The organism is Mesorhizobium sp. BR1-1-6, assembly GCF_020165355.1.
Lineage (GTDB): Bacteria > Pseudomonadota > Alphaproteobacteria > Rhizobiales > Rhizobiaceae > Mesorhizobium.
On sequence record NZ_JAIUHZ010000018.1, the window covers coordinates 98379 to 111076 of the forward strand.

Annotated in this window: 12 protein-coding genes and 3 pseudogenes; 5 read left to right on the forward strand and 10 right to left on the reverse strand. The window is 63.9% G+C overall.

What is annotated here, in order from left to right:
- The first annotated feature begins 7 nt into the window (after nt 1-7).
- The 3 genes and pseudogenes from LB545_RS25075 to LB545_RS25085 form a co-directional block, all read left to right on the forward strand.
- Entirely contained in the window at nt 8-934 is a 927-nt protein-coding gene (locus LB545_RS25075) for a LysR family transcriptional regulator (RefSeq protein ID WP_140496511.1), read from the forward strand.
- A gap of 100 nt (nt 935-1034) precedes the next feature.
- Complete coding sequence (locus tag LB545_RS25080) at nt 1035-1205, forward strand: iron-containing alcohol dehydrogenase (RefSeq protein ID WP_140557690.1); 171 nt, start codon at nt 1035-1037, stop codon at nt 1203-1205.
- A 14-nt stretch (nt 1206-1219) separates the two neighbouring features.
- Nucleotides 1220-1942, forward strand: a pseudogene (locus LB545_RS25085) (aldehyde dehydrogenase family protein); the annotation flags it as partial.
- Between the two features lie 103 nt (nt 1943-2045).
- On the opposite strand, the gene LB545_RS25090 reads toward LB545_RS25085, so the two are convergent.
- Complete coding sequence (locus tag LB545_RS25090) at nt 2046-3785, reverse strand: FAD-dependent oxidoreductase (protein WP_140557692.1); 1740 nt, start codon at nt 3783-3785, stop codon at nt 2046-2048.
- A gap of 368 nt (nt 3786-4153) precedes the next feature.
- Between LB545_RS25090 and LB545_RS25095 the strand changes: the two are divergent.
- A pseudogene (locus LB545_RS25095) lies at nt 4154-4488 on the forward strand (DDE-type integrase/transposase/recombinase); the annotation flags it as partial.
- Between the two features lie 136 nt (nt 4489-4624).
- Here the strand turns inward: LB545_RS25095 and LB545_RS25100 are convergent.
- The 9 genes from LB545_RS25100 to LB545_RS25140 form a co-directional block, all read right to left on the reverse strand.
- A complete protein-coding gene (locus LB545_RS25100) occupies nt 4625-5275 on the reverse strand; it encodes a type II secretion system protein J (RefSeq protein ID WP_140496507.1) in 651 nt (216 codons plus the stop codon).
- Nucleotides 5272-5640: a type II secretion system protein J gene (locus tag LB545_RS25105; protein ID WP_140496503.1), complete on the reverse strand. Its 369-nt coding sequence runs from the start codon at nt 5638-5640 to the stop codon at nt 5272-5274. The genes LB545_RS25100 and LB545_RS25105 overlap by 4 nt, the downstream gene beginning before the upstream one ends.
- Complete coding sequence (locus LB545_RS25110; RefSeq protein WP_140496501.1) at nt 5637-6056, reverse strand: hypothetical protein; 420 nt, start codon at nt 6054-6056, stop codon at nt 5637-5639. Before LB545_RS25110 ends, LB545_RS25105 begins: the two co-directional genes overlap by 4 nt.
- 37 nt (nt 6057-6093) lie before the next feature.
- Entirely contained in the window at nt 6094-6534 is a 441-nt protein-coding gene (gspG, locus tag LB545_RS25115; RefSeq protein ID WP_140496499.1) for a type II secretion system major pseudopilin GspG, read from the reverse strand.
- 12 nt (nt 6535-6546) lie between these two features.
- Entirely contained in the window at nt 6547-7866 is a 1320-nt protein-coding gene (locus tag LB545_RS25120) for a type II secretion system F family protein (RefSeq protein WP_181165436.1), read from the reverse strand.
- A 10-nt stretch (nt 7867-7876) separates the two neighbouring features.
- Nucleotides 7877-8368, reverse strand: coding sequence for a hypothetical protein (locus tag LB545_RS25125; protein ID WP_140629482.1), 492 nt, complete (start codon nt 8366-8368; stop codon nt 7877-7879).
- Nucleotides 8365-8973, reverse strand: coding sequence for a type II secretion system protein GspM (gene gspM / locus LB545_RS25130; protein WP_140629480.1), 609 nt, complete (start codon nt 8971-8973; stop codon nt 8365-8367). The genes LB545_RS25125 and gspM overlap by 4 nt, the downstream gene beginning before the upstream one ends.
- On the reverse strand, nt 8970-9935 hold the full coding sequence (locus LB545_RS25135) for a PilN domain-containing protein (RefSeq protein WP_140629477.1): 966 nt from the start codon (nt 9933-9935) through the stop codon (nt 8970-8972). The genes gspM and LB545_RS25135 overlap by 4 nt, the downstream gene beginning before the upstream one ends.
- Nucleotides 9936-10191: 256 nt before the next feature.
- Entirely contained in the window at nt 10192-11994 is a 1803-nt protein-coding gene (locus LB545_RS25140; RefSeq protein WP_140560836.1) for an IlvD/Edd family dehydratase, read from the reverse strand.
- Nucleotides 11995-12162: 168 nt separating this feature from the next.
- Here LB545_RS25140 and LB545_RS25145 point away from each other — a divergent pair.
- Nucleotides 12163-12698, forward strand: a pseudogene (locus LB545_RS25145) (NAD(P)(+) transhydrogenase (Re/Si-specific) subunit alpha); the annotation flags it as partial.

Below are 12698 nucleotides of genomic sequence, written 5' to 3' on the forward strand. Positions count from 1 at the left end.
TCCAGGCATGACCCCACCGCTCCACTCGATCATTTCCAGGCTCCACCTGAAACAGCTGCGGCTCCTGGTCGCGCTGGGCGAGCACGGCTCGCTCCTGAAGGCCTCGCAGCAGGTCGCGTTGACGCAACCGGGCGCGAGCAAGGCATTGCAGGAAATCGAGACGACCTTCGGCACGCCGCTGTTCGTTCGCACCAACCGGGGCCTGGAGCCCAATGCCGTCGGCCATTGCGTGATCCGCTATGCGCGCCTGATCCAGACGGATCTCGCGCACCTGCGCGACGAGATCGTCGGAATCATGCGTGGCCAGGGCGGGCGGGTGGCGGCCGGCGTCATCATGGGCGCGGTGCCGCTGCTCACCGATGCCATCTCCGCGCTCGTTGCGCGGCAGGCCGACTTGTCCGTCGAGATCGTCGAGGACACCAGCGCCGCCCTGCTGGCCCAGCTCGAAGCCGGCCGGCTCGACCTGGCGATCTGCCGCACGACCATCAGCCAGGCGCCGCAGGTCTACGACAGCGTGAAGCTCCAGGATGAAACGCTCGCGGTGATCGCGAACGTCGGCCATCCGCTCCGGCACGCGAAGAAGCTCACCCTGCAGGAGCTGGCGCCATACCGATGGGTGGTATACCGCGCGAACATGCCGATGCGGCTCTTGCTCGAACGCGAATACCGCGATTGCGGGATCCGGTTCCCGCAGCACCTGCTCGAGACGACCTCCGCTTTTGCGACGCTGGCGCTGCTGCAGGCCAACCCGTCCTTCGTGGCCCTGGTGTCGATTGAAGTCGCGCAGTTCTTCGCGCACCGGCAGATGACGCGCATCCTGCCGCTGGCCCTGGCGTCGCGAAGCGAGGCCTATGAGCTCGTCACCCGCAAGGGGGCGTGGGTTCCGCCCGCCGCCAAACTGCTGATCGACGAATTGGTCCATCGCCAGTCCTGAGCATCAGGTCGGCGCGACCGCGCCGGTCAGCGCTGTATCCGCCAGGGTGCCGCATGGGCAAGGCGATGGACCTGGCCAGCGGGGCCGAGGGGGGCCGTCCGTGCGCGCCATGACCGAGCGGCTCGGCTTGCCGACGGGCTTGGCCCAACTGGGCGTGGCGCGCGATGTTCCCCGACATCGTCCGGGCGCCTTGAAGGACCACAGTCACCTGACCAACCCGCGCGTGGCATCTGACACCGGTTACGAAGCGATGCTCGAAGCCAGCCTTTAGGAAGCAAGCACACTATGTTCAACAACCTGATCGGCGGCGAGTGGGTCGAAGGCCCTCGCGTTTCGCGCAACATCAACCCCTCGGACACGCGCGACGTCATTGGCGAGTTCGCGCAAGCCGAGGCGGCCCAAGCCAGGCAGGCCATCGCCGCAGCCACCCAGGCCCAGTCCGCCTGGGGCCTGTCCACCCCGCAGCAGCGCTTCGACATCCTCGACGCCGCCGGCGCCGGGATCCTGGCGCGCAAGGCCGAACTGGGCGACCTGCTCGCCCGCGAGGGAGGCAAGACCCTGCCCGAGGCCATCGGCGAGGTGGCACGGGCCGCAACATCTTCAAGTTCTTTGCCGGCGAAGCGCTGCGTGTCGGCGGCGACGTGGTGCCTTCCGTACGCCCGGCGTCGGCGTGGAAGTCACCCGCGAGCCCGTAGGCGTCGTGGGCCTGATCACGCCCTGGAACTTCCCCATCGCGATCCCCGCCTGGAAGATCGCCCCGGCCTTGGCCTGCGGCAACGCCGTGGTGCTCAAGCCCGCCGATCTCGTATACGGCAGCGCCTGGGCCATCGCCGACATCCTGCACCGCGCGGGCCTGCCAGCGGGGTGTTCAACCTGGTGATGGGCCGCGGCTCCGAAGTGGGCCAGGTGCTGCTGGACGACAAACGCGTCAACGCGATCAGCTTCACCGGCCCGGTGGCCACCGGCCAGCGCATCGCGCAGGCCTGTGTCGCGCGCATGGCCAAGTTCTTCATGCCGCCGGTGCTGGACTCACTGGCCTCGGGTCCGAGGAACAGGTAGTCCCGCCGGACCGAGAGGCATGGCGGGACTATTGTTGAGAGCTGTAGTCCTGCTAATACGAACTGGAGGCTGCGTGCCTTCCTGCGATGATGCCCTGAGAGAGAGCTCGACCGTTCCCGTGCTGACTGAATCCGCCAGCAGCTTCGCCGGCGGCGTAGAGGCCGGGAATCACCTGAGAGGCATAGTCGAGGACCTGGCTTGAGCCGTTGATGCGCAGGCCGGACCGGGCGTCGTGGATCACCGGCGTCGACCAGGCGGCATAGAAGGGGCCCCGTTGGATCTTGTATTGGGGTGTCGGTTTGCCGAAGTCGGCGTCGGCACCCGCGTCAACAAAGCTGTTGTACCGCGTCACCGTTTCGACCAGGTTGCTTGCCGGCATCGGAACCCGCTGATGCGGCATGACGATCTTCTGTGCGAGTTCCTCCAGCGTGTTTGCCTGGAAGAAGAATCCATCGGGATCGACGAAGGGCGGCGCCACATTCCATCTCTGGCGGGCCACGGCATCTGCATCGAAGATGGCCCAGATCGGGCCACCGCCGTTGTGGCCGTCGCCGATTCCAGCCAGAGCGGCGTTGATCCAGTTTTGCGGGTTGTATGTGATGTTCTTGGCGTTCAGGTAGCTGCCCTGAGTGTACGGGTTGACCGAGCCAGCGCTGTTCGTCCCGAATTGACCTCCCGTTTCGTCGTAGAACCGCCTCCCGATCATGTTTACATGGATAACGTTCTGGTTGTTGACGTTGGCTAGTCCCGAAGCTTTCGCAAGGTGGAAGACAGGGCTATTGGGCCCCCACTGCAGGAACGAGTAGTTGTACCGCGTTCCGATGGCGGTTGGCTTGGTGATGTTAGTGCCGAACTCTCCAGTCTGGTTGTACGTGCCCGCGAGCGACGCGCCGACATTCAGCCCTGCGAGTATGCCGCTGGCGTCCTGGAAGGAATAGGGCTCGCCAGCGACGCCGCAGTACTCCGCGGTGAGCCGTGGGTCGAACTGTCGGCGGTATTCCACATTGCCGTTTCCGCCGCCACTCGCAATCACTACGCCCTTGCGTGCCTGAATGTTAACGAGGCGGCCCTGATTGGAGGCTACGACCCCGACCACGCCCGCTTTCGTCCGCAGCAGTGACTCCAAACGGTAATTCAGCAGGATCTTCACGCCACGCGCCTTTGCCGCGGCCTCCAGCGGATATATGAAGCCGGGCCCTTGAGACGTCGTCCGCTGTTGGCTCGCGGCTACCGGCAAGCCGGTCCGGACCGAGACGTAGTTCATGATCGCCGTATGCATCATACGGTTCACCGAGTTGCCGACCTCATTGCCGCCGACATTGTCGGGCCTGGATGTCGTCCACACGACGCCATGGCGGACCAGAAAGTTGTAAAGGTCGACGTTGACGTCGGCAAATGCCCGGATCAGCTCGCGATCGTTATAGCGGTAGCTCGGAAAGCCGTTCGCCTGGACGATGGACCAGTCGGTAAGGTCGCGATACAGGAGGTCTGGCGAGTCCGCGATGCCGGCCGCCATCTGGGCAGGGGTTCCGCCTCCCAGGGGAATGTTGCCTGAGCTGACGATGCCACGTCCCCCGATGTGCGGTTGCGCCTCGAGGACAATAACCGACGCGCCCGCCTCTGCGGCGGCGACTGCGGCCCCGAGGCCCGCCGAGCCGCAACCCACAACGACGATATCGGCTACGCGCGGGTCCGCGGCATTGGCAATGCTCGGCTGCAATATGCTGCTGGCCACCCCTGCGGCGGCGATTCCGGCGCCGGCCTTCAACAATGAGCGTCGGCTGACTGTCATTACGTTCTCCTCCTGATATTTTTAGACCAGCGCATTCGGGCCAGCGCATTCGGGATTGTTTGGATCTGGGCCTGAACAGCGAAACTCATTAATCGTGATCGCCGCAGAGACTTGGCCGGCCGGAGTATTGCAGCATTCGCTCGCGCGACAACTGAGAAGATGTGATCTCGGTATAACGTTTACTCAACCCAGGCATGGCCCCACCGCTCCACTCGATCGTTTCCAGGATCCACCTGAAACAGTTGCGGCTCCTACTCGCGCTGGGCGAGCATGGCTCGCTCCTCAAAGCCTCGCAGCAGGTCGCGTTGACGCAACCGGGCGAGCAAGGCATTGCAGGAAATCGAGACGACCTTCGGTCGCCGCTGGGTTACGGCAGGCCGGAACGCATTGTCATCGACGGCAGCCAAACCAACCGCGAGGCGGTCATTTCCTGCGATGCTGAAAGCCGTCTGCGGGACCGCCCGCGACGTTCACCGAAGCCGATTCACATCCGCAACAGCAAGTACCTCAATAATTGGATCGAACAGAACCATCGACGCGTCAAGCGCCGCATCCACTCCATGTTCGGCTTCAAGTGAATGCGACCGCCGAGGTTATTCTCACTGGCATGGAGATGGTTCACATGATGCGCAGACAGCAGGCGAGGTTTGCCTACAATCCATCTCCCTCGATCGCCGAGCAGTTCGAGATCCTGGCAGCCTGATCAGCGACGCGAAAACAAAAGAACGATTTGCGACAGAGCCCGCGAATGTCGATAGCCAGCGGCAGCCTTGCGCCGTCTGCATGCCACGCTGTTTTGCAAGCCTGTTATCGGCGCCAATCGTACAGCCCTGCGGAGTTCAGAAGCCGATGCCGTAGCGCTGCAGACACGGCGCGAGCGCTTCGGCCGCGCCGCAACGCGCGGGCAGCTCGACGCGTAACCGCGCATAGGCCCATTGCCGCCAGGGACGCGGAGAACTGCCGGATATCTCGATACGGACGAGTGACGGCATGCGGTTGGTGCTTGTCCATTCGGGGCTGAGCGCGCCGTCCGGCCCGGCATAGCTGAACGAAAGCTTCAGATCGCCTCGCACCAGCGGAAGATCCTCCCCGCCCTCGCCCATCCTGTGATCGCGGCGGGCACGAATGAGGGCCTCGTCGGCTCCGGCCCGACCCATCGAATAGGTGATGTCATCAAGTCCCGCACGCGGCTCGTAGCCGAGCGCCGGGCGCTCGAAGGTGACCTCGTCGGCATGGCCGGTGAAGCGGATCGCAGCGGCTCCCTCCGGGTTGGAATAGCCGGGCTGCGCCGCCTCCAGATCCTCGACCATCCGGTCGAGAATCACCGCCACCGTGTCCTCCTGCCCGCCTCTGGCGATTATCCCCTGCCATTGGCGCAGCCAGGTTCCGGTGTAGAGTGCCAGCCCGCCAAACAGCATCGTCGCAAGCACCAGCGAAGCCAATGCCTCGATCAGCGTGAAGCCGGCCCGAGCGCTGCGTTTCCTTGTCATTGCCGCTTGCCGAGGCGCACGGTCTGCATCGCGTCGTCATCCGATCCGTCGGTGCTGCGAACGGTGACGGAGTAAAGCTGCCATCCGGCGCGAGCCAGGGCAGTGCCGCGTTCGAAGCGGTACGGTTCCACGATGACCGTGAAGCCTCCGATCACGCGCCGGCCCGTTCGCAACGGGCTAAGGGTCATCGCCGCCGCCATGGCAGCCTGCATGCCGACACGGCGTTCGGTCGATCGTTCCAGACCCGCGAACGCACCTGCGGTGCCCGTGATCATGCGCGCGATCGGAACGATCAGCAGCACGGCGACGGCAAGCGAGGCCAGAACCTCGATCAGCGTGAAGCCGCGTCTGCGCCGTCCTGTCATTTCGGCCTCATTTCCACGCGGCCGGTCAACCAGTCGACGCGCAGTTCGATCTCCCGGCCGCTGGCGGACAGTGTCATGACGCCCCCACACGACCGTCCGTCGGCAAGGAAGCGCAAGGCTCTGCTTCCGCCTCGTATGGGACACCGGTCCGACGTGACCCAGTTCATGGCCACCCCATCCCTGATCGAGATCGGATTGGCGCCATCCACCTGGATGCGTTTGTTTCCCGGATCGACCCTCACGTCGGCGACGCTGCCCGTGGTCAGCGCCTTCGCTCTGCCCTTGCGGAACTCCCCGCTGACGCGAACCGCCTCGCCAGAAAGCTCGGCAGCCCCGATGCTGGAACGCGGGCGCGGCATCAGCACGAAGGCCGCGAGAGCGACGATCGCAAGCGCCGCGACCACGTCGAGCAGCACGACACCGCGTTGCGTCCTTTTGCGGTTGCTGTTGCCCTTAGGGCTGGGCGGACACATTGGAGCCGCGCCCACCGGGCCCGTCGGTGGTGATGTTGAACGTCTTTCCGTCGCTTGCGTATCTGTATTCATGACCCCACGGATCGAGCGGAACGGTCTCGCCGCGAACGTATGGCCCGTTCCAGACCTGGATGGTCGAGGGCTTGCGCACCAGCGCTCCCAGCCCCTCTGCCTGCACCGGATAACGGCCGACATCGATGTAGAAGATGTCGAGCGCGCTGGAAAACGCCTCGATCTGAAGCTTCGCCGCACGCACGCGCGAGTCGGACAACTGCGCGAGAACACGAGGACCGACGAGCGCCGAGATCAGGCCGATGATGGCCAGCACGACCAGCATCTCGATCAGCGTAAAGCCTGCCTCGCGGCGCCGGGCACGCTTGCGCTGCATGAGATTGGGACCAACTGCGAAATGAACGCTCATGCAAACAGCCTCCTAGCGGACCATGTCGTTGAATGACATGAGGGTGGACATGATCGACACGATCATACCACCGATCAAGATACTGATGGTTGCCACTGCCGCAGGGCCGACAAGCCCGACGATACGGGACAGCGAACGCTCCAGCCGCACTTCATAGAAGTCGGCGACACGATAGGCCAGCCCTGCGAGTTCGCCACTTTGCTCGCCGAGCCTCAACATGCGCACCGCCAGCGGGGGAAGCTGAAGAATCTCAAGCGCATGGCCAAGCCTATTCCCCTGCCTCAGCGCGTCGGACGCCTGCTGCGCGCGTGCCCGCGCGGCCTCGCCGTGGTCGACGGTATCGCTGATGAGCTTGAAAGCCACAGGAACCGCCACGCCAGTCTCGACCATGATGCCCAGGAGACGGGCGAAGCGCCCCGTCCGATAGCTCCCCGGTATCTCCGACAAAAGCGGAAGTTTCTTGGCGAAACCCCAAAGCCATGCCCAGAGAAGGCCCCGCCGCGCCGCCACGAACCCCAGCAATACGAGTATCGAAGCCGCAAGCAAAAGGACCAGCCCATAAGCGCGCAGGAAATTCGAGACCGCGAACATCACCACCATCAGCGTGTCCTTCTTGCCGCTCTGCATGAGCATCGGTTCGAACTGAGGAACGACCCCCACCAGGAAGAAGACCAGTACGCAGATCGTGCCGGCAAACAGGACTGCCGGATACCGCAGCGCCTCGCTGACTTTGGCCCGCAATGCCTCGAAATGCTGGCGCTCCTGCACGATGCGCGACAGGAGGGTGGGTAACTTGCCGGAGGTCTCCGCGACACGAACCATGGCGACCTGGAACGCCGGGAACAGAGCGGGCCAGGCTTCCAGCGCTCTGGAGAACGAGGTGCCCGACGCCAGGTCGGTGCGAATGCCGGCAACCACGGGCTGAAGCCTGCCGCTGTCGAATTCCTTTTCCATGATCGCCAGCGCTTCGTCGATCCGGATCCCCGCATTCAGCATGATCGACAGGTCGGAGAGCAGCCGCGTGACCTGCGACGCCGGTATTCGGGTCGAAAACAGCGGTGCGCGCGATGCAGACTGCCTCGGTTCGACACTTACCGGGATCAGCCCGCGCGCCCCGAGCTTCTGGACGGCATCGTCGGAATCGGACGCATCGATCCGCCCGAGTTCGAGACGACCCTCGCCATTCAAAGCCTTGTATGCGAATGCCGTGGAGACCATGGAGGCCAAATTTCCTAACTGTACGCCTCTACTGGAGACGTTCGTTCCTGATAGCTGTCTGTGAAAGAAACTCGCTCCATTAATCCCTGCCGGAGGCTCGGAATGTGCAACCACTCCATTTGGATCAACCCCCTGAAGGCGTGGGCACCGGCTCCTCCGGTGGCAACATTTGTTCACCGCTTGCCTCATCCGAAAACCGCAGCGAGGCGCGTCCTCCCGCTCCATCGAGCTTGACTTCGAACTGGCCGACTTCCTTCAGGGTCCAACCTTCCCGGCTTTCCCCCGTGCGCAGCGTGAAGGCCGCCATTTCGGCCGGGGTGGTGAAGGTCGCGCTGTTGAGCCTTTCCGACCGCACGATGCCAACCAATTGCCACTCGGGCGCCGCGGCAGGCGGGGGCTCGGGTTCCGGCTCGGGCTGCACGACAATAAGTTCCGGCTCGGGGGCACCGAACGCGATCGGGGCAGTCCGGTCCGGCGAGAACAGGGGCCGATCCCGAAGCGCCGCATAGTCGCTCACCTGGCGTTCCCTGACCGATAGCTTTTCTGCGCCGAAGGACAGGCTCGAAGAGGCCGCGATGGCGGCGAGCATCATTGTCGCGCCCAGCATGGTCATCATGACTGGGGTCCCTTCTCCCGGAAGGCCGACAGCGTGACGTTCAGCGACAGCGGCCGATCCATGGAACCCGAGGTCTGATTCCCCCCCAGATCGACGTTTCGGTTCAACCGAAGCCTGAAGCTATCAACGACCATGACGGGCGAGCTTGCCTCGATGGCGTACATGAGATCGGGCAGCGATTGCTCCATAACCTCGATATCGGCAGTTAAACGAATGCGTTCCAAAGACTCCAACTGAGGATCGCTTATATCGGCGACCTCACCGTCTGTGGGAACATCGACGCGCCGGATAACGGCACCCACGCGTTCAACGCGGTTGGAGAGCAGACTCTGGAATTCGGCCGAGACGAGCCCACTGGTTTGGGCATCGAGAAGAATCTTGCCCTCGCCGGGATCCAGAGCCTGGTTCGCGCCTTGGGGAACCGGGGAAGTGGACGCCTTGCTTTCGAGCAAGGCGGTACGTTCCTCATAGAGCGCCAGCGCGCCCGCCTCCGCGCGCCAGGACAGCAGCGTATCGGCGACGAGTACAAGAGCTCCGACGACCAGCAGGGCCATGACGACCAGGGATTGAAGCCGCGTGTCGCGCCACAGGGGTGTCGTCCTCATCGCAGCGAACCTCCCGTGCGGATGAGCGGGCGGGTATCGACCTCGAACTCCGAGGTAACGCCATCCTCGCCGCGCAGGGCCGATCCGACCAGCTTGCTGTCTTCGAAGCGACCCGACGATTCCAGCGCGGTCAGTACTTCGGGCACGTCCTTGGTCCGGCCCGAGAGACGCATGCGGCCATTGGCGAAGGACACCTCAATGGCATAGGAATGCGTCGGCAAAACCTGAGCCAGGTCGTCCAATGCTCCCAGCGCGCTTATCGCGTCGTCCTTGATATTCAGCGCCTCCTGCTCAGGCGCTGTTTCAGCCTTGTCCGGAGTCGCCGCCAGCGCGATTGCCTGGCGCGCCTTCTCGGCCCGGATCTCGACGGCGGCGCGGCGCTCGGCATAGTTGTTCTGGATCATCGGCCGCACCGCCGGAGCCGTGACTGCAGCGACTAGGCTTACGCCCAGAACTCCGGCAAGGACAAACTTTATCCGGCCACGCGTGCCGGTGACCCGTTGCCGCTGTGTCAATACTTCCACGGCATCGCCTTCCGGAAACGGCGCCGAGATCACGACCTGGCGGGCCTCGGCCACGTTCAGGCAGGCCAAGGCAGCAGCGACACGCGACCTCGGAACGATTGCGACGGCGACGGTGATCTGCCGCGCCTCACGGCTGATCCCGAGGACCCGGTGGCCGAAATAGATATCGGAAGCAGGCAATGGCGAAAGCGCGCCCATCCGCGACGTAACGATGCCTTCGACGTGGCTGGCAGCCTCCATCGGCAGTTCGATCCGGCGCGCGATCACCCAGCTCGCCGGGATGCCGAGATGGACCGCCTTTCCATTCACCGCGGTGCGCAATGCGGCCGGCGCCTGCGTGTCTGGAGAAATCGGTATCAACAGGGGTGCTGACGGCTTTCGGCTGGTCGCCGGCTCGATTTCAAGCGCGCTCCCATCGTCCGCGACCCGCGCGACCACGCGGCTGCCGGATTTGACGCGCGCAAGTTCATCCAGCAGGGAGGCCGGTCCCGCGATCCAGTCATCCAAGCCGCGGATCGCCGCGGTGAAAGGATAAGCCATTCCGGTCAAACCCCAGAGCAGAAGCCGGCACCGGATCCGGAGTTCCGTCGCCCGCGTGAATACAAATCATAGCGCATCTTCAGGCCCTAATTCCAGATCAGTCACAGTTCTTCGCCAATCGAGCACCGATCTTGAACGCAGAGTAGGAACTGTTCTAATGATTGTCGCGCGGCAGGCCGCTGGTGACGGCGATGTTCTGGTACTTCACCGCCGGCTTCAGAACCATTCCCTCGGACAACTGGTCAACCATTGACCGCTGGATCTCCTGCCAGGGTGTCTGATGCTTCGGATATGCATAGCCGCCCTTGTTTTGCAGGTCGACGCGACGGCGCTTGATCTCGTCGTCCGACACGAGGATGTCGGCGGTCCCCTTGCGCAGGTCGATGCGTACCCGGTCACCCGTACGCAGCAGCGCAAGGCCACCACCGACGGCCGCCTCGGGCGAGGCGTTGAGGATCGATGGAGAGCCGGAAGTGCCGGACTGACGGCCATCGCCGATGCAGGGCAGCGAGTGGATGCCCGCCTTCAGCAGGTAGGCCGGCGGCTGCATGTTCACGACTTCGGCGCCGCCCGGATAACCGACAGGGCCGGCTCCGCGCATGAACAGGATGGTATTCTCGTTCAGGCCGAGTGACGGATCCTCAATGCGACGGTGGTAGTCTTCCGGACCGTCGAAGACGACGGCGACGCCCTCGAAGGCATCGGGGTCTCGCGGATTTGACAGATAGCGGTCGCGAAACTCCGGCGAGATGACCGACGTCTTCATGATTGCGGAATCGAACAGATTGCCTTTCAGGTTGATGAAGCCGGCTTCCTTCCTGAGCGGATTGGCCACGGTACGGATGACCTTGCCGTCGAGATTCTCCGCCGCGGCGCAATTGTCGCCGATCGTGCGGCCGTTGACGGTCATGGCTCCAGGATGCGGCAGCAAGCCGGCCTTCATCAGCTCTGCCACCACGGCCGGCACACCGCCCGCATGATGATAGTCCTCGCCGAGATATTCACCGGCCGGCTGGAGATTTACGATCAGCGGAACGTGGTGACCGACCTTCTGCCAGTCATCGACGGTCAGCGACACGCCGAGATGCCGCGCGATGGCGTTGAGGTGGATCGGCGCATTGGTCGAGCCGCCGATGGCAGAATTGACGACGATGGCGTTCTCGAAGGCTTCCCGCGTCATGATGTCGGAGGGTTTCAAGTCCTCGCGCACCATGTCGACGATGCGCTTGCCGGTTTGGTAGGCGATCTGGCCGCGCTCGCGATAGGGTGCTGGAATGGCGGCGGAGCCCGGCAACTGCATGCCGAGCGCCTCGGCCAGCGAGTTCATCGTCGTCGCCGTGCCCATCGTGTTGCAGTAGCCGACGGACGGCGCCGATGAAGCGACGATGTCCATGAACTGGTCGTAGTCGATCTCTCCTGCCGCCAGCCTTTCGCGTGACTTCCACACGACCGTGCCGGAGCCGGTGCGTTCGCCCTTGTGCCAGCCGTTCAGCATCGGGCCGACGGACAGCGCTATGGCTGGAATGTTGACGGTGGCCGCGGCCATCAGCAGCGCCGGGGTGGTCTTGTCGCAGCCGATGGTCAGCACGACGCCATCCAGCGGATAGCCATAAAGCAACTCGACGAGAGCGAGATAGGCGAGGTTGCGGTCGAGCGCGGCGGTGGGCCGCTTGCCTGTCTCCTGGATCGGGTGGACCGGGAATTCCAACGGCACCCCGCCGGCGGCCACAATGCCGTCGCGCACGCGCTTGGCGAGCTCGATATGATGCCGGTTGCAAGGTGACAGGTCCGAGCCCGTCTGGGCGATGCCGATAAGCGGCTTTCCGGACTGCAGTTCTTCGCGGGTCAGCCCATAGTTCAGATAGCGTTCGAGGTAGAGCGCCGTCATGCCGGGATTGTCCGGATTGTCGAACCACTCGCGCGAGCGTAGCCGCTTCGCACCATTGATCTTGGACATTTACACCTCCAGAACCGCCGTTTGGCCATCGATATGGCATCGGCAACTGGCGGACAAGTACCCTCAATCAGATATGTGGACAAATTGCCCATTTTGTGGATTGTAGTAAGATGTGAACGATACGGCAGGCGCGCAGATGCGCCGCGTGCCGGGGAGGGGTAGCCAAGCGTGAGCCAGATCATCTTCATTCCCGCCGAGGGCGGCTCGGGCGAACCCCGTGTCGCGGCGTCGCCCGATACGGTGAAGCGCATAGCCGCCCTTGGCTTCGACGTGGTGGTTGAGAGCGGAGCGGGCACACTGTCCCGCATCGCCGACGAAGACTACGCGAAGGCCGGTGCCACCATTGGTTCCGCATCCGATGCGGCCCGTGCGGATGTGATTCTGAAGGTGCGCCGGCCGACTGATGCGGAGCTGAAAAGCTACAAGTCAGGCGCTGCGGTCATCGCCATCATGGATCCCTATGGCAATGACGCCGCCGTCGCGGCGCTGGCCAAGGCCGGGGTGACCGCCTTTGCGATGGAATTCATGCCGCGCATCACGCGCGCCCAGTCGATGGACGTCTTGTCCTCGCAGGCTAACCTTGCCGGCTACCAGGCGGTGATCGACGGCGCAGCCGAATATGACCGGGCGCTGCCGATGATGATGACGGCGGCCGGCACTGTTCCTGCCGCCAAGGTGTTCATCATGGGCGTCGGCGTTGCCGG

Coding starts and splice junctions, on each gene's coding strand:
- LB545_RS25075 (WP_140496511.1), top strand. CDS start 8: ATGACCCCACCGCTCCACTCGATCATTTCCAGGCTCCACCTGAAACAG.
- LB545_RS25090 (WP_140557692.1), bottom strand. CDS start 3,785: ATGACAGTCAGCCGACGCTCATTGTTGAAGGCCGGCGCCGGAATCGCC.
- LB545_RS25100 (WP_140496507.1), bottom strand. CDS start 5,275: ATGACAAGGAAACGCAGCGCTCGGGCCGGCTTCACGCTGATCGAGGCA.
- LB545_RS25105 (WP_140496503.1), bottom strand. CDS start 5,640: ATGACAGGACGGCGCAGACGCGGCTTCACGCTGATCGAGGTTCTGGCC.
- gspG (WP_140496499.1), bottom strand. CDS start 6,534: ATGAGCGTTCATTTCGCAGTTGGTCCCAATCTCATGCAGCGCAAGCGT.
- LB545_RS25125 (WP_140629482.1), bottom strand. CDS start 8,368: ATGATGACCATGCTGGGCGCGACAATGATGCTCGCCGCCATCGCGGCC.
- gspM (WP_140629480.1), bottom strand. CDS start 8,973: ATGAGGACGACACCCCTGTGGCGCGACACGCGGCTTCAATCCCTGGTC.
- LB545_RS25140 (WP_140560836.1), bottom strand. CDS start 11,994: ATGTCCAAGATCAATGGTGCGAAGCGGCTACGCTCGCGCGAGTGGTTC.